The organism is Belliella kenyensis (assembly GCF_022549675.1).
Lineage (GTDB): Bacteria > Bacteroidota > Bacteroidia > Cytophagales > Cyclobacteriaceae > Belliella > Belliella kenyensis.
The window spans coordinates 46,074-65,650 of sequence record NZ_JAKZGR010000018.1 but is presented as its reverse complement, the minus strand read 5'-3'; the positions used below and the strand labels follow the sequence as shown (position 1 = coordinate 65,650).

The 19,577-nt window shown below is 37.8% G+C and carries 21 protein-coding genes; 15 read left to right on the top strand and 6 right to left on the bottom strand.

All coding sequences use genetic code 11. The annotated features are described in order from the left end of the window. Nucleotides 1-11 precede the first annotated feature (11 nt). Nucleotides 12-1,070 carry a sensor histidine kinase gene (locus MM214_RS16615; RefSeq protein WP_241297176.1) on the top strand — a complete coding sequence of 353 codons (1,059 nt, stop codon included), beginning with the start codon at nt 12-14 and terminating at the stop codon, nt 1,068-1,070. Next, entirely contained in the window at nt 1,048-1,773 is a 726-nt protein-coding gene (locus MM214_RS16610; protein WP_241297174.1) for a LytR/AlgR family response regulator transcription factor, read from the top strand. Before MM214_RS16615 ends, MM214_RS16610 begins: the two co-directional genes overlap by 23 nt. 403 nt (nt 1,774-2,176) lie before the next feature. Here the strand turns inward: MM214_RS16610 and MM214_RS16605 are convergent, their stop codons facing one another. Together MM214_RS16605 and MM214_RS16600 are read right to left on the bottom strand one after the other, a co-directional pair. Then, nucleotides 2,177-2,398, bottom strand: coding sequence for a DUF2795 domain-containing protein (locus MM214_RS16605; protein ID WP_010855875.1), 222 nt, complete (start codon nt 2,396-2,398; stop codon nt 2,177-2,179). A 78-nt stretch (nt 2,399-2,476) separates the two neighbouring features. Continuing rightward, complete coding sequence (locus tag MM214_RS16600) at nt 2,477-3,724, bottom strand: DUF349 domain-containing protein (RefSeq protein WP_241297172.1); 1,248 nt, start codon at nt 3,722-3,724, stop codon at nt 2,477-2,479. A gap of 136 nt (nt 3,725-3,860) precedes the next feature. Here MM214_RS16600 and ettA point away from each other — a divergent pair, with 136 nt between their 5' ends. Then, nucleotides 3,861-5,540, top strand: a complete 1,680-nt coding sequence (gene ettA, locus MM214_RS16595; protein ID WP_241297170.1) for an energy-dependent translational throttle protein EttA — start codon at nt 3,861-3,863, stop codon at nt 5,538-5,540. Between the two features lie 135 nt (nt 5,541-5,675). Here ettA and MM214_RS16590 read toward each other — a convergent pair whose 3' ends face one another. The 3 genes from MM214_RS16590 to MM214_RS16580 form a co-directional block, all read right to left on the bottom strand. Further along, nucleotides 5,676-6,911 carry a Bcr/CflA family multidrug efflux MFS transporter gene (locus tag MM214_RS16590; protein ID WP_241297168.1) on the bottom strand — a complete coding sequence of 412 codons (1,236 nt, stop codon included), beginning with the start codon at nt 6,909-6,911 and terminating at the stop codon, nt 5,676-5,678. A 182-nt stretch (nt 6,912-7,093) separates the two neighbouring features. Beyond that, nucleotides 7,094-7,345: a hypothetical protein gene (locus tag MM214_RS16585; RefSeq protein ID WP_241297166.1), complete on the bottom strand. Its 252-nt coding sequence runs from the start codon at nt 7,343-7,345 to the stop codon at nt 7,094-7,096. Then, complete coding sequence (locus MM214_RS16580; protein ID WP_241297164.1) at nt 7,345-7,575, bottom strand: hypothetical protein; 231 nt, start codon at nt 7,573-7,575, stop codon at nt 7,345-7,347. The genes MM214_RS16585 and MM214_RS16580 overlap by 1 nt, the downstream gene beginning before the upstream one ends. Before the next feature lie 262 nt (nt 7,576-7,837). Here MM214_RS16580 and MM214_RS16575 point away from each other — a divergent pair, with 262 nt between their 5' ends. Then, on the top strand, nt 7,838-9,142 hold the full coding sequence (locus MM214_RS16575) for a pyridoxal phosphate-dependent aminotransferase (protein ID WP_241297162.1): 1,305 nt from the start codon (nt 7,838-7,840) through the stop codon (nt 9,140-9,142). Between the two features lie 30 nt (nt 9,143-9,172). Here the strand turns inward: MM214_RS16575 and MM214_RS16570 are convergent, their stop codons facing one another. Next, complete coding sequence (locus tag MM214_RS16570) at nt 9,173-10,192, bottom strand: zinc dependent phospholipase C family protein (RefSeq protein ID WP_241297160.1); 1,020 nt, start codon at nt 10,190-10,192, stop codon at nt 9,173-9,175. A gap of 415 nt (nt 10,193-10,607) precedes the next feature. Between MM214_RS16570 and rpsT the strand changes: the two genes are divergently transcribed. The 11 genes from rpsT to MM214_RS16515 all read left to right on the top strand — a co-directional run bounded on the left by rpsT (nt 10,608) and on the right by MM214_RS16515 (nt 19,407). Continuing rightward, nucleotides 10,608-10,862 (top strand): 30S ribosomal protein S20, encoded by a 255-nt coding sequence (gene rpsT / locus MM214_RS16565; RefSeq protein ID WP_241297158.1) that lies wholly within the window; start codon nt 10,608-10,610, stop codon nt 10,860-10,862. A 111-nt stretch (nt 10,863-10,973) separates the two neighbouring features. Next, complete coding sequence (gene radC, locus MM214_RS16560) at nt 10,974-11,669, top strand: RadC family protein (protein WP_241297156.1); 696 nt, start codon at nt 10,974-10,976, stop codon at nt 11,667-11,669. A 3-nt stretch (nt 11,670-11,672) separates the two neighbouring features. Next, a complete protein-coding gene (locus MM214_RS16555; RefSeq protein WP_241297154.1) occupies nt 11,673-12,290 on the top strand; it encodes a DUF1684 domain-containing protein in 618 nt (205 codons plus the stop codon). Between the two features lie 140 nt (nt 12,291-12,430). Continuing rightward, entirely contained in the window at nt 12,431-14,842 is a 2,412-nt protein-coding gene (pheT, locus tag MM214_RS16550; protein WP_241297152.1) for a phenylalanine--tRNA ligase subunit beta, read from the top strand. A 2-nt stretch (nt 14,843-14,844) separates the two neighbouring features. Further along, on the top strand, nt 14,845-15,129 hold the full coding sequence (locus tag MM214_RS16545; RefSeq protein WP_241297150.1) for a hypothetical protein: 285 nt from the start codon (nt 14,845-14,847) through the stop codon (nt 15,127-15,129). A 1-nt stretch (nt 15,130) separates the two neighbouring features. Continuing rightward, nucleotides 15,131-15,415 (top strand): cell division protein ZapA, encoded by a 285-nt coding sequence (locus MM214_RS16540; protein ID WP_241297149.1) that lies wholly within the window; start codon nt 15,131-15,133, stop codon nt 15,413-15,415. Nucleotides 15,416-15,478: 63 nt separating this feature from the next. Beyond that, nucleotides 15,479-17,044 (top strand): ribonuclease Y, encoded by a 1,566-nt coding sequence (gene rny / locus MM214_RS16535; protein WP_241297147.1) that lies wholly within the window; start codon nt 15,479-15,481, stop codon nt 17,042-17,044. A 606-nt stretch (nt 17,045-17,650) separates the two neighbouring features. Continuing rightward, entirely contained in the window at nt 17,651-17,923 is a 273-nt protein-coding gene (locus tag MM214_RS16530; protein WP_241297145.1) for a type II toxin-antitoxin system HigB family toxin, read from the top strand. Nucleotides 17,924-17,952: 29 nt separating this feature from the next. After that, on the top strand, nt 17,953-18,303 hold the full coding sequence (locus MM214_RS16525) for a helix-turn-helix domain-containing protein (protein ID WP_241297144.1): 351 nt from the start codon (nt 17,953-17,955) through the stop codon (nt 18,301-18,303). 398 nt (nt 18,304-18,701) lie between these two features. Next, the gene (locus tag MM214_RS16520) at nt 18,702-19,061 is read left to right on the top strand and encodes a hypothetical protein (RefSeq protein WP_241297143.1); all 360 of its coding nucleotides are present in this window, start codon (nt 18,702-18,704) and stop codon (nt 19,059-19,061) included. 16 nt (nt 19,062-19,077) lie between these two features. Continuing rightward, on the top strand, nt 19,078-19,407 hold the full coding sequence (locus MM214_RS16515; RefSeq protein ID WP_241297142.1) for a hypothetical protein: 330 nt from the start codon (nt 19,078-19,080) through the stop codon (nt 19,405-19,407). The last annotated feature ends 170 nt before the right edge of the window (nt 19,408-19,577 follow it).

Sequence of the window (19,577 nt, the reverse complement as noted above, 5' to 3'; positions counted from 1 at the left end):
AAATTGTACCTGTGATTTCAAATACCTTCAAGCATAGCGCTGCTCATAGATATAAAGCCACTCTGATTATCCTTTTATGGGTTTTTGGAGTGGCCTACCTTATACATTTGTTTGAGCCAGGGTATATGAAGGCACTTTTGATTACAGGTGTCCATACAGTTTATTTAGTAGTCGGTTTTTTTTTACTAGACAATATTTTCAAATATTATTCTCCTCAAGGAAGGCATTTTTTGGTGTTCTTACTTTTCCCTTTCCTTGTTTCGGTTTTGGTAAATGCGGCTGCTGGCTTCACACTTGAGTACTCTTTAAGTTCAGAAGACCCCTATCACGCTTTTGTATTCAAAATTGATTTGATAAGGTGGTTTTTCTTATTTCTTGTTTCGTTGAGTTATGCGCTGATTTTACTACTGCAGTCAAAACTCGATTCTCAAATACAAGTAAAAGAACGCGAAGAACAAATTAAACAATTAGCCAAGGAAGCTGAATTGTATCAACTGAGACAGCAATTGCAGCCTCATTTTCTTTTCAATAGTCTGAATTCTATCAGTTCTTTATTGAGAAAAAGACCAGAGGAGGCTAGAGAAATGATAGTACAGCTTTCGGAGTTTTTGAGAAAAACGATCAGAAAGGATGATAGGAAATGGGTTACTGTAGAAGAGGAATTGGAATATCTTCAGCTGTTTGTAGGAATAGAACAGGTTAGGTTTGGGTACAGACTGCGTACAGACTTTCAAGTTCAGCATGAAGCCATAACCTGTATGGTTCCACAATTGCTTATACAGCCGATGTTAGAAAATGCGATTAAGCATGGGTTGTATGGTGTGCTGGGCGAAGTAGCCATAGAAGTTTTGTTTGTGACGGATGGAGTATACTTGAGGGTGAAAGTAATCAATCCCTACGATCCAAATGCAGGTCAAGCTCCTGGAGAGGGTTTTGGTCAGAGCGCTATCAAGAGAAGGTTATATTTGTTGTTTGGCAGGCATGATCTATTGCAAGTGATCAAAGAGTCCAATAAGTATGTAGTAGAAATCAGTATCCCTCAAAATTATGATCAAAGTAGTAATAATTGATGATGAGCCTTTAGCTGCGGAAATCGTGGAGGATTTTTTAGAGTCTTTTCCGGAGCTGGAAGTAGTTCAAATTTGTCATGATGGTTTTGATGGTTTGAAAGCTATCAGAAATCATGAGCCAGACTTGGTGTTTCTCGATGTACAAATGCCCAAGATATCGGGTTTTGAGATGTTGGAGTTATTGGAGGTTCAACCTGCGGTTATCTTTACCACAGCTTTTGATGAGTATGCGATGAGAGCCTTTGATGCTCATGCAATTGATTACTTGCTGAAGCCTTTTTCTAAGGTTCGATTTGAACAGGCTCTGGAGAAATTCATGAGGTTAAAAGATCAAAACAAGTCAGTCAGTCGAATCTCTGAGGATTTGGCAACACCTGTAGAACGAATAGTGCTAAAAGATCGGGGTGAGATCAAAATTATTCCCTACAACAATGTGAGGTACTTCGAGGCCAATGATGATTATGTAAATATTTACACCGCAGAAGGTAAGTTTTTAAAAAATAAGACCATGAAATTTTTTGAAAATCACCTGCCTCCTTCACTCTTTGTAAGGGTTCATCGATCTTACATAGTCAATGTAGCAGAAATTACAAAAATAGAGCCTTACGAAAAGGATGGCTATTTACTCATATTGAAATCTGGAGGGAAAGTTCCTGTGAGTAAGACGGGCTATCCCAAATTGAAACTGGTTTTGGGACTTTAATATTTTTAATGGCTATTTGAATACTGATACCTAATAGGGTATTATGGATATTCGGAACTTTGCCAATAACATTACAAAATTCCGATTTACCTGACTTCCGATATAGATTGATATTGGATATTTGTGGATATTGACCATTAACAACCTGTTGAGCCAATGAATTGAAGTTACTGGCAAAAAAAGCGTATAATCAGATAGGGTATAGAGCAAATATTGTTGATCAAATCAAACCTTGATATGCGTTTTTGAAAAGACACACGGGTATTTTTTCAATCATAGGTTATGATTGTCTTTGAAATGCCTATTACTTTAGATTGGGCAATAGCATACTTTTTTGGTTTAGTGCTGTATTTTAGCAATTCCCAAAAATAAAAAAAAGAGCCTAAATGGCTCCTTTTTTATTTTAATATTCGTCCTCGTTGAAGAAGAAATCATCCTTGGTCGGATAATCCGGCCATATCTCTTCGATATTCTCGTAAGGCTCACCGTCGTCCTCCAGCTCTTGGAGGTTTTCTACAACTTCCAGTGGAGCACCAGAACGGATAGCGAAATCTATCAATTCATCTTTGGTGGCAGGCCATGGAGCATCTTCTAGGTAAGATGCGAGTTCTAATGTCCAGTACATAGTGTCAATGTTTTAAAGTTTACCGCCTTAACGGGTTGCAAAAATAGAAATTGTTTTAAATTTTCAATCTTAAACTGATTATTTGTTGGAAAGTTCCTTTAAGATGAAATTTTTTACATCGATTTTTCTCCTAAAAGCACTAATTTTTCTTCTCATCATGATTTCAAAATCCGGCTCTTGACTTCTGAAATTATCAGAATTATCTCGGACAGTCTTAAGCTCACTCTCATCTCTGTGAAGTAAGTCTCTTAGGATTAGTGACTTTATTTTAGCTTGTTCTTGTTCTGTCTTGTCTCTAAAATCCGAGTGCTTTGATATGGCAAGTCTGTTTAAGAAAGATTTTTCGAATACGATTTCAGAATAGAAAATAAAATTTCTAGTGATCAAATTCGCATCTCGTGGCCTCGTTTGGCTTAGTGGTTTCCATTCAGCTTGTAATTTTTTAGCTTGAGACACTACCATAGGAGTGCTTTCTTGATATGCTAGCTTTTTCATGGATTCTGTTATTTGTTCCATTTTGGCCAGTACTTCCCTTGGGCTTAGCTTCGGTCCTGCTTGCATTTCTCGTTTGAAACGACTGAAAATTCTATTGTTTAGCTTCGAAAACTCATCCCATAGTGGTTGTCTTTTTTCAGCAGGCACTTTTCCAGATGCTTTCCATTCTTTTTGTATTCGCTTACTTACCTCAAATGCTTTTTTGACATCTGGATTATTGTATGCTTCTTGAGCTTGTCTTACTAAGTCCTCATACACCTTGATGTTTTCCTCTGCTTGAGCTGCTAAGTCTTCAAAGAATATCTTTCTTTTCTCAAAAAATGAATCTACAGTTTCATTGAATCGGTTTTCAATTTCTTCCTCCAAATCTTTTTCTACAGGACCTGTTTTGATCCATCTTAGCTTCAGCTCTTTGAATTGCTCAGAAGTCTCTTTCCAATCAGTCTGATTACTCAACGCTTCTGCTTCTTGGATCAAGCCTTGCTTGATTTCCAGATTTCTCTCTCTGTTTTTTTTGATAATGTCTTCTAGGAAGACTTCGAGCTTATTAAGCTCCTCAATCAGAGGTATGAAATCACCCAATGCATCATATTGATACAAGGAATCCCTGAGATGGATCAATTTCATCAGGAATGAACCTTTGTTCTGATTTTCTTCAATATTTGTCTTGAGATTCTCTACTTTCATCTTGACAGTAGCAAATCTATCTTCAAAGTATTTCAAGGTCGATGCTTCGTCTTCTTTTACTTCGCCAATGATCCTATCTGGCTGATTAAGAAAACCTTTCAAAAACACTTTTCCATCTTTGATGTATCCGTGTGGATGCTCCATTTGATTTAATAGGTTGTGGTGGTCTATGACTTTACTAAAATGCAAATTAATTAATTCGAAATCATTTATCCTAAGAAAGGGCTTTTTTTGCATCTTTGTTCCATAAGATGTAGAATTTTAATATAAATTAAAACTTATGAGTGGAGAAAAGATCATATTTTCTATGGCTGGGGTATCCAAAATCTACCCTCCTCAAAAGCGAGTACTCAAAGATATATACCTTTCTTTTTTTTATGGAGCAAAAATTGGGGTCCTAGGTCTCAATGGTTCTGGAAAAAGTTCTTTGTTGAAGATCATAGCAGGCATTGACAAGGAATTTCAAGGGGAAGTTGTGTGGTCACCAGGCTACTCTGTGGGGATGCTTGAACAGGAACCTCAGCTCGATCCAAACAAGACTGTGAAAGATATCGTGGAGGAGGCTGTTTCGGAGACCGTCAACTTGCTGAAGGAGTTTGAGGCGATCAATGAGCAATTCATGGATCCAGCAATCATGGAAGATCCAGATGCCATGGATAAGTTGATTACCAAGCAGGGTGAAGTACAAGAAAAACTGGATGCTGTCAATGCTTGGGAGCTTGAGACGATGCTCGAAAAGGCAATGGATGCCTTGAGACTTCCTCCTAGTGATGCAGTTATTGGGAATTTGTCTGGTGGGGAAAAAAGAAGGGTTGCACTATGCCGATTGCTACTTCAAGAACCGGATGTATTGCTTCTAGATGAGCCTACCAACCACCTAGACGCAGAATCAGTTCACTGGCTTGAGCAACATTTGCAACATTACAAAGGCACAGTGATCGCTGTGACCCACGATAGGTATTTCTTAGATAATGTAGCCGGATGGATCCTTGAACTGGATAGAGGAGAAGGTATTCCATGGAAAGGAAACTATTCATCATGGCTAGATCAGAAACAGAGTAGACTCAAACAAGAAGAAAAAACAGAGTCAAAGAGACAAAAGACACTCGAACGTGAGTTGGAATGGATCAAAATGACTCCTAAAGCTCGTCAAGCTAAAGGGAAAGCTCGTTTGAGTGCATATGATAAGCTCGTCAGTGAGGAAGGAAAAGAGAAAGAGGCAAAGCTAGAGCTTTATATTCCGCCAGGACCAAGATTGGGAGCTAAAGTGATCGAAGTGAATGGAGTTTCCAAAGCATTTGGTGATAAGTTGCTTTTTGAAGATTTGTCCTTCAACCTTCCTCAAGGTGGTATCGTGGGGATCATCGGCCCAAATGGTGCTGGGAAGTCTACCCTTTTTAAGTTGATTACTGGTAGAGAGAAGGCAGATGCAGGTAATTTTGAAGTTGGGGAAACTGTCAAGCTGGCTTATGTAGATCAAGAGCATGACAGTTTGGATTCTAACAAATCAGTGTTTGAATCTATCTCTGGTGGAAATGAAATTATTAAGTTGGGTAATAAAGAAATGAATGCCCGAGCCTATGTGGGGAAATTTAATTTCACAGGTTCTGATCAAGAAAAAAAAGTAGGTGTACTATCTGGAGGAGAACGCAATAGGGTTCACTTGGCAATGACCTTGAAAGAGGGCGGAAACTTACTTTTACTAGATGAACCTACCAATGATTTGGATGTGAATACGTTGAGAGCTTTGGAAGAAGCATTGGAGAATTTCGGTGGCTGCGCAGTGATCATCTCTCACGACAGGTGGTTCTTAGATAGGATTTGTACCCATATTTTGGCATTTGAAGGGGATTCTCAAGTGTATTGGTTTGAAGGGAACTTCTCCGATTATGAAGAGAACAAAAAGAAACGCTTAGGTGATTTGACTCCAAGAAGGATCAAATACAAGCCATTGAGGTAACTGTTTGATTATTTTTCGAAATTGAAATAATGGTAAAAGAGACACCCTTGCAGCTATTTATTAGCTTGAGTGTCTCTTTTTTTAATTTTGATTCATAAGGTGGGATGGATTTAAGACTACAACCCAAAGCTATCCTTAAGTAGATATGGCTATTTTTTTATCTAAGGAGTTTGAAGTTGCTCGTTTGTCATGAGGAATTCTTTTATCTACCATGATCGTCATTAAGCCTCCTAGTGCACACAAAGCCATGATGCTCACCATAGGAAGGGCTGTCCCGTTGTGGATGAAACTAACCGTTGCAGAGACAATGCCCCCCATGGCCATTCTCATGCTGCCCAGTAGGGCTGAAGCACTACCGGCACTCTTTGCAAATGGAGCTAAAGAGAGGGCTGCTGCATTAGGCTGATTAAGACCATGCGCTGTAAGGAAGATAAACATGGTGAAGACTAATCCATGTACATTGAACAGATCCAGCCACAGTCCTCCGACTAGTAAGAGCCCAGTGATGGTTTGGTAAAAAAGGGAGAATTGAATGATCTGCTTGCTGGTAAATTTTCTAAGTAAGTAATGGTTGAGTTGTGTGGAACCTATCATTGCAAATGCTAAAACTCCAAATATTAAACCATAAGTCTGCTCCGATACCTGATAGATATTCATAAATACATTGGCTGAACCTGCGATATAGGCAAATGGCGCTGCTCCAGCAATTCCTCCTGCAAGCATGTAAGTTAGGAACTGGCGATTGTCTAGCACAGATTTGTAGTTGGAGATAACCTTCATTGGTCTAAGTGATAGGTTGCTTTCTGGTGCTGCTCCATTGGGTAATAGGAATATCGCAGCAACCAATATTACTGCTGTAATTGCGGCAAGTACGATAAATATTGAATGCCAATGAAAATGTGCGCTCATATAACCACCTACTGTAGGGGCAATCATTGGAGATACGGCAATCACCAAAGTAAGCAATGCCAGTACTTGTGCAGTTTTATTGACAGGGAAGATATCTCTAACCAAAGCTTGAGCTGCAACCATACCAACACAGCCACCGACGGCTTGTAAGAAGCGCATCAAGATCAAGCTATCCACAGATGAGGCATATGCACAAAATATCGAAGATACGATATAGATTAGCATACCTATGATTAGTGGTTTCTTTCTCCCATATTTGTCCAAAAGCGGGCCATAGAACAGCTGACCAATGGCAATTCCAACTAGGTAACTTGTCAGAGATAGTTGAATTTTGGAAATGTCAACTCCAAGGTCTTTAGCCATCGCGGGAAATCCTGGGAGGTACATGTCAATCGAAAATGGACTGATGGTACATAATGCACCGAGTATGAGTATGATTACAAAATTCTCTCTATTTTTCATGTTATTCCTTCGAGATTCTGAAAATTGATAAAGCTTTTTCAGTAAGGAAATTTTGGGTATCAAAAATCAACAGGGATTTCAAACTTTGAGTTCTTTTTTGCAAAGATAAATTGGGATAATTCTTGGTCAAAAAATTTAGTGATTAAGAAAATGTTTAGCGAACTTTCCAAAGGTCTGGATTTCTACTCATGCGAAAAACTATTGCTATCTTCGTCAAAAACGTAATGTATCGTAAATGGGGAAATGTTTAACGCAGCTGTTCTAACGCTTTGGTAGCGAATATTAGAAGCTAAAGGGTTTTTTTGAATATTCTTAACTTTGGCTTTTACCTCATGAATGAATTTTAACTCAAGCCCTTTTTCTCTATCGTTGTACCATTTTGAAACCAATGAAATATCCACTTTGGCCAACGGGAGAATAATAGCATTATACATTACAATTCTTTTTCAATATCTGAAATAGCTTTTTCAAAGTCAAGAGCTGTATCAGGGCTTTTTTTGAATAAGTCAAGGCGTTGGGTAACATCTTTTTGTTGCCAATGAGGTGGGGTGCTTTCTAAGTCGATATCTTGCAATCGCTTTTTTAAGTCAACCCATTCGTATATTGGGATAAATACTCCAGTTGTTTTTCCGCTGCTATCCGAAATGTACTGTAATTTGAACATGTTTCACTAAAGTTAAGTTTTTAATTAACTTAATATTACCTCACCTAAAAGTATTGAATTCAAATTTATAAAACTTGCAAAAGAATTTGAAATGCTATAGTTTCCAGATACATGTAGTTGTTTCCATAGATTGTTTTTTAGGTTTGTGGTTAGGAAGAATCTCATTTCATTTTTTATGAAGGTTTGAATATCTTTCTTTGAAATTAATTAGTCTTCACATAGTTTTTTGTTTCTTTGCTGACGATTTTCTAAAATTTGAATTATGAGAACTTTGTTGCTTAGGCCAGGTGCCGAAGAGTTGAATTATGAGATCAGGGGAATTGTCAAAAAGGCAAGGCAAGTTGAGGCTTTGGGGCAAAGGATCACTTGGGAAAATATCGGTGACCCTATTCAAAAAAACAACAATGTGCCTGTATGGATGAAGGAGATAGTCGCTGAATTAGTGAAACAAGATTATTCCTATGGTTATGCAGATTCTAAGGGTGTTTTGGAGACTCGGGAGTTTTTAGCTAGTTTGAACAATGAGAAAAAGGGAGTTCAGATTACAGCAAGCGATATTTTATTTTTCAATGGTTTAGGTGATGCTATAGCTAAACTTTATCAGTTTTTGATTCCTACAGCAAGGATCATTGGTCCCTCGCCAGCCTACAGTACACATAGCTCTGCTGAGGCGGCACATGCCAATACTTCACCGATAACTTACAAGCTAGACCCAGACAATCAGTGGCTTCCTGATATGGAGGATTTGTATAATAAGGTAAAGTATAATCCTAGTATTGTGGGTATATTGATCATCAACCCTGATAATCCAACAGGGATGGTATATCCAAAGGAAGTGCTTGAAAGCTTTGTGGAAATAGCAAGGGAATTCAAGTTGCTTTTGATAGCAGATGAGATTTATCAGAATATCACCTACAATGGGATAAAAGCAGTGGCACTTTCGGAGGTTGTTGGAGATTTGCCAGCGATTTCCCTGAAGGGCATTTCTAAGGAGTTCCCGTGGCCAGGATCCAGATGTGGTTGGATGGAGTTTTATAATAGAGACGCTTCCAAAGAATTTGGGAAGTTAGTACAGACCTTAGAAAATGCCAAGATGATAGAGGTGTGTTCGACCATTTTGCCTCAACTTTCGATTCCGAAGATCATGTCGCATCCTGCTTACAAAACTTACAGGCTTGAGGAAAATAGTAAAATTGGAAAAAGAAGTCAACTCTTAAGCGACTTGCTTGATGGGATCCCAGGTATCAAATTTAATCCTACACAAGGGGCGTTTTACAATACCATTGTTTTTGAAGAGACCTACCTAAAGCCCGATCAGTTACTGCCTGTAGAAAATGTCAGTATAAAAAACCTCTTGGATTCATGGCTAGAAGAGCAGGGTATGCCACTTGACAAACGTTTTGTCTATTGCTTATTGGCATCTACCGGAATCTGTGTGGTACCTATTTCTTCTTTTTGTTCAGAACTACGAGGTTTTAGAGTGACATTACTGGAAGATGATGAAGCCACTTTTCGAAGGACTTTTACAAAGTTGGCAGAGGCAATTAAGCAGTATTTGGGGGTATAGACACAGGTGAATCTCTTGATGTTTTAAGTTTTAATCCCCAGTCCTCCACATAGACCTAAAAAATGATCTGCGTAGTTCTTCTGGGGATTCTTTGTTTGCTATAGTTTCATGATCTCGCACATTGAGTGGAGAGCTCGGAATGGGATATATTTCTTCAAGATCTTCCAATGGTTTGTCCAAAAGATCATTGAGGACGGGCTGGCCGGCATCTATCCATGCACTATACCAAAAATCCGCTATCATTTTGATCGAGCGCTTCATCTGACGTTCCACTTGCCCCGATAGCATGTCATGGTATGCCTTGGTGAACTCCTTAGAATAGACTCTCGTGTTGATTCCTGCTCTTTCCTCAAAACTGTATTTTCTATCTTCTGGAAATTTGTCACTTAAGATTTTTTCAAAGTGAAGCACGGAATCAAGTGCCAAATGTGCAAAGATGATCGCATCCCAAGCAGCAAGCTGTGTGTTCGAGATGTATTCAGCTTGCCCGACTAGCAAGTCGTAATCTTCTGACAAAAGTTCTGGAATTCTACTTTCCCAAAATGCATGAATTCCATATTGATTTGTCAATTGGCCATTATAGTTTTTGGTGGTGTGCAATGGCACATTGATGTCACCTATATAATGGCCTAGATCAGCTGCAAGTCTTAGAATCGCCTTTTTGTCTTTCCTTTTAAATGCTTCCGTAAGTTGGTTTTTGGTATTGTATGCATTCCAAGGGCCTATACCATGCTTACGAAGTTCTTCCTCGCCGAATTTTTCTACAGCTTGTTGCCAATACCTAGGGAGAGTGTATACAGCACTATCCCCATAGATATCAGCATCCAAATAATGTTTTTCGGCTTCACCAAATACGGCGTAGCGTCGTCTGTCTGGATTGACAGCGTTTTCAGTGATGAATTGGATATTTGACTTAAAAAAGCCTATCATTTCTGGTGGAAGTGAAAATACAGCATGCCTGTTGATTTTTTTGTGAGCAAAAAATCCCCAAGCTGCCACAGCCATGTTGCCAACCAGTAGGAAAAACAAAATCAACAAAAAGTGTCTCATGATCAAAGAGAGTTAATACACAATCAATTTAAAAAATAGGTGTGGAAAAATCAAGTAGGAAGATTTTTAACCCTATCAAAATAACTTGGATATCCAAAGGAGATCCAATCACGAAGACAAACAAAATCTTTTTGATGTTTGAGACTTTCCTCAGAATTGATTTCTGTGCCTTTCAAAAATAATTTAGCATAAAACTACTGACTCCCACGCTAGTATTTATAGCAAATCGATTTGGATACTGAAATTATATGTTACCTTTGCAGCACTAAGGCGGAAAAGTAAAAAAAACTCATGCTGATTTATCAACTTTACTAGGTTTAGTCGAGAAATCCTTTTGTGTTTAAAAATTAATCTATTAACTTTGCACTCCGTTTAGGAATAATGGGATTGTAAAAGAAATTAAGCAAATAAAGATATGGCAAATCACAAATCGGCACTTAAAAGAATTCGTGCAAACGAAGCCAAACGTTTGAGAAACAGATATCAGGCCAAGACTACAAGGACTTTTATCAAAAGATTGAGACTTACTACTGACAAAGTTGAAGCTCAAGAATTGTTGAAGAAAGTTACTTCTATGATTGATAAATTGGCTAAGAAGAATATCATTCACAAGAACAACGCTTCAAATAAGAAATCAAAATTGACCAAATTGGTTAATTCTTTAGGTTAATTATAACCTGGAAAATATGATTGAGTCCTAATCTGTAAGGTTAGGACTTTTTTTTGTGTCCATTTTTTTTCTAACTTGTTAGATGTAATTTTTAACCTTAATAAAATTTTTATGGATACATATCAATCTATCAAGATTTCGATGCTCTCCGAGGAAGATAGGCCTAGGGAGAAGTTATTGTTGAAAGGAAAATCTGCACTGTCGGATGCTGAGTTGATCGCCATTTTGATCGGTTCTGGGACCAAATCAATAAGTGCTGTAGATTTATCCCGTTTCATTCTGAGTAAGGTTAATAATAATCTCGGAGAGTTGGCTAGACTTTCTGTGAAAGATCTGCAGCAGTTCAAGGGGATTGGTGAAGCGAAGGCAATTGCGATAGTGAGTGCACTTGAGCTAGGCCGACGAAGAAAGCTGCAAGAGCCTACAAAAAAGGATCGTATCACCTCTTCCGTTGATGCTTATCAAATCATGACCCCTTATTTACAAGATGAGATAGTTGAAAATTTTTGGGTGATTTATCTCAATAGAAACAACTATGTGATCAAAAAGCAGTTGATATCCAAAGGAGGATCAAATGCCACAATTGCTGACCCAAAGATGATCTTCAAGTATGCCTTGGAGCTGATGGCGAGCTCCATGATCTTGGTGCACAATCACCCTTCGGGTAGCTTAAGCCCTTCGCGTCAGGACATAGCTTTGACCGATAGGCTAAAGCTGATAGGTCAAAATTTGGAGGTAAGTGTTTTAGATCATTTGATTTTCACAGATAGTGGTTATTTTAGCTTCGCAGATGAAGGAAAGATTTAAAAGATGAATAAAAGAAATATTGTTTTGCTATTTATTGCTATTGGGGTGATTGCTTCTATAGCTTACATGTTGACCAGTGCTGATGATCAAGAGGTGTATTTTGAAAGTATAGAAAGAGAAAGGGACAAGCAGTTTAAATTTCTGAGGTACAGTCCAGAATCTCCCCTTGATGAAGAGCAGAAAAAGGTGTTGAATACATTGACATTCTATCCAATAGATGCAGCTTATAGAGTTAGAGCCAAGTTAGAACCTGTGGAGGACAGAAAAATGATTGAAATCCCTATGACAGATGGTTCGATAGAAAAGTATATCAAACACAGCTATGCCGTATTTGATTTGCAAGGGAAGTCAGTGAAGTTGTTGTTACTACAATCCAAAAATGAGTCCGATATGCGGAATTTTTTTCTTGCTTTTGCTGATGAAACAAGCGGCGTAGAGACTTATGGTGGAGGTCGTTACTTGAACCTTAGGCAAGATGGGAAGAACAGTATTTTGATAGATTTCAACCTGGCATACAATCCTTATTGTGCTTATAATCCAGATTTTGCTTGTCCTTTACCACCGAAAGAGAACATCATGGATTTAGCTATTAAAGTTGGGGAGAAAGACTACGTGAAATAGGAAATAGTGAAATTGGATATCAATAATTTTTGAGACAGCTTCTCCTTGGACTAAAATGACCAAAAAAATAGGTTGATTTAGCCTTATGCCTAATGCATTTCTCTTAAATTTGTCCTTTATTCTGAAATAATAGCAAATTCATGAAGATTTCTATAAATAGACTCAAGCATTTTATTGAACTAGATCAGACTGCTGAAGAGATCGCAGCGCTATTGACTGGGTCAGGCTTGGAAGTAGAAGGTATCGAGACCTTCGAGTCGATAAAAGGTGGATTGGAAGGTGTAGTAATTGGCGAAGTATTGACATGCGAAAGACATCCCAATGCAGATAAGTTAAGCATCACTACCGTAGATATTGGTACAGCGGTAGTTCCTATCGTATGTGGAGCACCAAATGTAGCAGCTGGTCAAAAAGTAATTGTAGCTACTGAAGGAGCGATGTTATATCCTTTATCAGGTGAGCCTTTTCAAATCAAAAAAGCAAAAATCAGGGGAGAGGTTTCTCAAGGAATGATTTGTGCGGAAGATGAAATTGGCATTGGAGAAAGTCACGCTGGGATCATGGTTTTGGACACTGATTTAGCTAACGGTGCACCTGCAGCATCTTACTTCAATATTGAATCTACCGAAGTGTTGGAAATTGGGCTTACACCCAATCGGGCCGATGCAGCTTCACACTTGGGAGTAGCACGAGACTTAAAGGCACTTTTGGGAAAAGATATTCAATTGCCTTCGATTGAACATTTTGATGCACCAAAGGGGAAGACTGGTATCGCAGTAGAGGTAGAAAATACAAATGACTGTCCAAGATATGCAGGGATCACCATAGAGGGCGTTCAAGTAGCCCCTTCACCAGAATGGCTGCAAAATTACCTCAAGGCTTTAGATTTGGAGCCAATTAACAATGTGGTAGACATTACCAACTTTATCCTTCATGACCTCGGACAGCCATTGCATGCATTTGATGCAGCAAAAATTGAAGGTGGTAAGATTACAGTGAAAAAGCTTCCAAAAGGGACAAAATTCACTACCCTTGATGAGAAAGAAAGGACGCTTTCTGGTGAAGAGTTGATGATTTGTGATCAGAATGGAGGGTTGTGTATAGCTGGTGTGTTTGGTGGAAAAGGTTCTGGGGTGTCAGAAGAGACCACTTCCATATTCTTGGAATCGGCATACTTTTCACCTGATGTGATTAGAAAGGGAAGTCAGTTTCATGGCTTGAAGACTGATGCTTCTTTTAGATTTGAAAGAGGTACAGATCCCAATATGCCCATCTATGCACTACAGCGTGCGGCAAATTTGATAAAAGAGATTGCTGGAGGAGAATTCGCTTCGGAAGTAATAGATATCTATCCAAACCCTGTCGAGGATTTCCAAATCGAAGTGAGCTACAAGCACATAGACAGGCTGATAGGTAAGCATATAGCTCCAGAGGAAGTTAAATCAATTTTGGAAGGCTTGGATATTCAGTTGAGCAATGAGTCAGCTGAGGGATTTACAGCTATGGTAAAGCCTTACAGAGTGGATGTGACGAGAGAAGCTGATGTGATAGAAGAGATCTTGAGGATCTATGGTTTTGACCGGGTATCATTGTCTGAAAACCTTGATGCAGATTATCTTGCTGAGCATCCGTCCAAAGACCTGAACAAGCTTCAATATAGATTAAGCGAGCTGCTTACTGGACTTGGCTATTTTGAGATCATTACCAATTCATTGACCAAGCCAGCATATGTTGAGAAGTCGACACATTTGCAAGAGTCTGATAATGTAGTGATTTTAAACAAATTGAGTGAAGATTTGGGTGTGATGCGTCAAAGCCTGTTATTCACAGGACTTGAGGTTTTGGCTCATAACATCAATCGTAGGCAAAAAGATTTGAAGCTTTTCGAATTTGGATCTGTCTACTTCAAAGAGGCTCAAGGGTATAGGGAAGAGAAAAGGTTGTCTTTGTTTTTGACAGGAGACAAGGTGGCGGAGAGTTGGCTAGCGCCTTCAAAACCTGTACAATTTCCAGATCTTTACACCGTTGTAGATTTGATTTTGGAAAAAATGGGGATAGACAATGTGAATGTGTCTATTGTGCATGAATCTCCATATGACTATGCTTTGCAGTTGATGATCGGGACCAAGGAACTGGGTAGTGTAGGGATGCTTAGTGCTTCATCTGCTAAGCTTGCGGAGGTTAAGCAAGAAGTGTTATTTGCAGAGCTAAATTGGGATTTGATTTGTAAGAAATCAAAGGGTTTGAAGAAGTATCAAGAGATTTCTAAGTTTCCTGAAGTCAGGAGAGATTTGTCTTTGGTGATTGACAAAACGATTACTTTCGATCAGGTGAAAACTGTGGCATTGAAAGCCGGTGGCAAATTGTTGCAACGGATTGGGGTATTTGATGTGTATCAAGGAGATAAAATCGAATCTAGCAAAAAGGCTTATGCGCTTAGTTTTTACCTTCAAGACACAGAGCAAACACTTACAGATAAAGTAATCGATAAAACAATGAATCGACTGATTCAGACATTTGAGAATGAGGTCGGTGCAATGATTAGGAAATAAATATGATTCATGAAGAACTCCAAAGACTAGAAAAGCTCAGCAACCAAGTAAGCAAAAAAGTTGAACAGTTGGAAGAGCAAAACCTGATGCTAAAGCATGAGGTAGATTTCTTGAGATCTAGTGTCAAAGAGAAAGATGCGGCCTTGGAGGATTTTAAAAATCAAATTAAAATCACTAAACTTGTAAACAGCATACCAGTGGAGAACATTGAGTCTGCCGAGTTGAGAGAGAGGATCAATAATTATATACAAGAGATCGATAATATAATTGCCTATTTGTCTGAATGATATGGATACACTTTCGATAAAAATTAAGATAGGGGATAGGGAATATCCCATGAAAGTAAAAGTGGAGGATGAGGCGAAAATCAGACATGCAGGAAAATTGATTAATGATAAAATAAAAAGATATAGAGAAGAATTTGGTTTGGATGACAAGCAAGATTTGCTCGCAATGGCGGCATTTGATTGCATGGTAGAATCCATGGAACAAGACAAGGTCAATTCCGACGATAGTGAATTGATCAAGGAAAATTTGCATAAAATCAATCAAAGACTCACTAATCTATTATAATTAGATTCTTGAACCAATCGGTACTTTTTGTTTTCCTATGAGGTATTAAAGTATAATAAACCTATGGGAGAATCAATATACATGATCGTCGCAGGCCTAGTTGGTCTTGGTATCGGCGCCTTGTTAGTTGGCCTATTTATGAAAGGCAACAACAAAAAAATTGAAGAAGAAGCTAGAGAAAAAGCTAAAATCATCACTCGAGAGGCAGAGATGAACGCTGAAGCCTTGAAAAAGGATAGGATACTTGAAGCCAAAGAAAAATACTTGAAGCTCAAGTCGGAGTTTGAAGAAGAGGTGAATAAGAAGAAAAACATCATCATCACCAATGAAAACAAACTCAAGCAAAAGGAACAATCTCTCAACAAGGAATTAGAGCAGATCAAGAGAAAAGAAGCGGAACTTGATAGTAAGAAAGAAAACTTGAATGCACAACTACATGCAGTTCAAGTAAAGAAAGATGAGCTTGATAAAGTAACTAGTCAGCGAATTTCAGATTTAGAGAAAATTGCTAACTTAACTAAGGAAGAAGCCAAAGAACAACTTGTAGAAATGCTTAAAGATGAAGCAAGTACAAAAGCTTCTTCTCATATCAAGGACATCCTCGATCAGGCTAAATTATCAGCAACGAAGCAAGCTAAAAAAATCGTTCTTGATACTATTCAAAGAACGGCTACTGAGCATGCTATTGAAAATTGTGTGTCAGTATTCAATATCGAGAGTGATGATATCAAAGGTAAGATCATCGGTAGAGAAGGTAGGAATATCCGTGCGTTGGAAGCGGCTACGGGCGTAGAGATCGTGGTAGATGATACACCAGAGGCGATCATTATCTCAGGGTTTGACCCTGTAAGAAGAGAAGTCGCAAGACTGTCACTACATAGATTGGTACAGGATGGTAGAATTCACCCTGCCAGAATCGAGGAAGTTGTAGCCAAGACGGAGAAAAATATAGAAGAAGAAATTGTTGAGATCGGTGAGAGGACTTGTATTGATCTAGGAATCCATGGCTTACACCCTGAGTTGATCAGAATGGTAGGAAGAATGAGGTTCAGGTCTTCTTATGGTCAGAATCTTCTTCAGCACTCAAGAGAAGTAGCCAAGCTTTGTGCGACCATGGCGGCTGAGATGGGCTTGAATGCCAAGCTTGCCAAGAGGGCAGGATTACTACATGATATCGGGAAGGTGTATCCAGAGGAGGCAGAACTGCCTCACGCTATCTTGGGTATGGAGCTTGCCAAAAAGTACAAAGAGCATCCTGAAGTATGTAATGCAATCGGAGCTCACCATGATGAGATTGAGATGACTTCGATGATATCACCGATTGTTCAAGCTTCTGATGCCATTTCTGGTTCAAGGCCTGGAGCAAGAAGGGAGATCATGGACAGCTATATCAAGAGATTGAAAGATCTTGAAGACTTGGCTTTGAGTTTTGATGGTGTCAACAAGTGCTTTGCAATGCAGGCAGGTCGTGAGTTGAGGGTGTTGGTAGATGCCGACAATGTCAATGATCAAACAGCCAGTCAGCTTTCATTTGATATTTCTCAAAAGATCGAAAAGGAAATGCAATACCCTGGTCAGATCAAGATCACTGTGATCAGAGAAATGAGATCAGTGAGTTACGCAAAGTAATTGATAGCAATAGGCAGGATTCAGTTGTAACATGTAAATTGTATTTATATTCACAAATACACCAGTAAGTATAGAAAATATCGATTTACCATACCTTCGATAATAATTGATATTAGATATTCATCGATATTAACCAATAGCAACCGATTTAGTCTATGCAATGAATTGATACCATTGGTGAAGAAGAGTATAATTAAAATAAAGAATAAAAAGGCTTGTGTTATCACTGGCCTTTTTTTATGCTCAATTATTCGGGTATTGTATCTCTACCAGGTATTAATTTACCTTCACTTTGTTCTTGTTTTTTCTTCCCCCATGTACTGTGTCCTCACTTGACTTGTTCAATTACAGCTTTTGATGACACAAATCAATGAAGAAAATGTTATTGACTTTAGAGGTTGTTTTTTGGAGAAGCCATGCGTGAATATCAGGAAAAACTGCCTTAGGAAAACCCTTCGAGGGTTTAAGAATGAATTAATATCAATTAATCAGATCAGATCTATTGACTTAGAAAAAGATTAACCCTCGAAGGGTTCTTAAAAGCTATTTCTTTGGCGTGAATATCCCAATTTGGGATATGTGGTATATTTTTTGTATTTTTATACCGTGAGAATTATTGCATTTAGAACACTTAGAAACTTCTTTGAGAGACCAGAATATTCTGATTCTGAAGTTTCATTAAGTTCTTGGTATCATGATGCAAAATTAGCTGAATGGAAAAACTCAAATGAGTTAAAAAAGCAATATAAAAATGCAAGCATTGTTGGTGACGGCAGGGTTGTTTTTAACATAAAAGGTAACGATTACAGACTAGTTGTTGCGATTGATTATGAATTCCAAGTGATTTTCGTAAGGTTTATAGGGACACATAAACAGTAAGATAAGATTGACGCTAGAACAATTTAATTATGAACATTAGACCAATAAAAACAGAAGAGGATTATCAAGCTTCTTTAAGTAGGATTGAAGCATTGTGGGGAGTAAAAAAAGATACTCCAGAAGGCGATGAATTAGATTTGTTGGTGACCTTGGTGGAATCATATGAGTTAAAACATTATCCTATTGCACCACCAGATCCAGTGGATGCCATTAAATTCCGCATGGAGCAAATGGGTATGTCTAGTGCCGATATGGTGAAATACCTAGGTAGCCAAAGTAGGGTAAGTGAAATTCTTAATAGAAAACGTAAGCTGACTTTAGGTATGATAAAATCCCTTTACAAAGACCTAAAAATACCCGCAGAAATTTTATTGTCCTGAAAAGGATTGAATCGTGTTATATGTCTAAACAAGGTTGTTGCTTTCCTGAAGCTGGCTGAAACTGGATTTAAATTTTACAAGATTTTGTTTTAAAGGTACTTTTTGCTACCTTTTTTATACATCTTGGGGTTTGTATGACTCAAAATTTTATCTTTCTGAGAATCATTAGTTTAAATTATAAATCGGATATTTTTTGAATAATGGTTAGAATATGTTTGAATAATCTCTAAATTTGCATCTTCAAAAATAAAAAGATTCTTTTTTCAATAAGAAATAAGACAAAAATTCTATTTTGATTATCAATTTGTTTTAACTATCAATTTGTTTTAACTATAAATTTGTTTTAACTATCAATTTATTTTAACTATCAATTTATTTTAACTATCAATTTATTAACTATGAAAGTAAGATTACTATCTTTAAAGGTTTGTATAGCCTTTGGCCTGTTAATGGGTTTATTTCTCGTTTCATGTATTGATGAAGAAGATATAAGAGACAAAGAGCATTTGGTAGAATACAGGGTTTATAGTAATACAGAAGGGGCATTAATATTACTGTCATATTATGACCTGACAATTAAAGATAATTGGTCGAGGGAGTTTGTGACAAAAAGTTATTATGCACAGATAGTTGCCCGGTGTGAGGATCCAACAGTATTGATAACTGCGGAGATTTATGTTGATGGGAAATTAAGAGCTAAAATGGAAAGAAACAGCTATTTGAATTTAACCCACCGGATAAAAGGAGAAGGATATTGATTTAAAACGATAAATTATGAAATTCAAAAGTATTTTAATTTTATTTATAATCTTTTCATGTACCATATTGAGTTCTTGCGAGTCAGATGATGATAAAGAGTATTCTGTGCGAAAAGTTGTTTATAGTAATACCGAAGGTGCACAAATTACTTTAAGTGATATAGGTTTAGTAATTAAGGACTTCTGGGAATCTTCTGCAAATTACAAATCAAGATCATATGCAGAAGTAGTTGCTATCTGCGATGATCCCGCAGTATTGATCACAACGGAGATATATGTAAATGGGAAATTGAGAGCAAGAAAAGAAGGGAATGGGTATGTGAAAATTGCACATCAGATGAAATAAATTGGTAATTAAGTTCCAATATCCTTGATTCAAACATAGGCCCCCATAAAGTTTAATGCTTATTGGGGGCTTTTTAAATATTAATATAATAGTTTAACCCTTTTTGAAAATTTAGATTCCTAAACTCTACTTAGTGTCCTCACAAGCCACGGCCGAAGAAATGAGCAAAT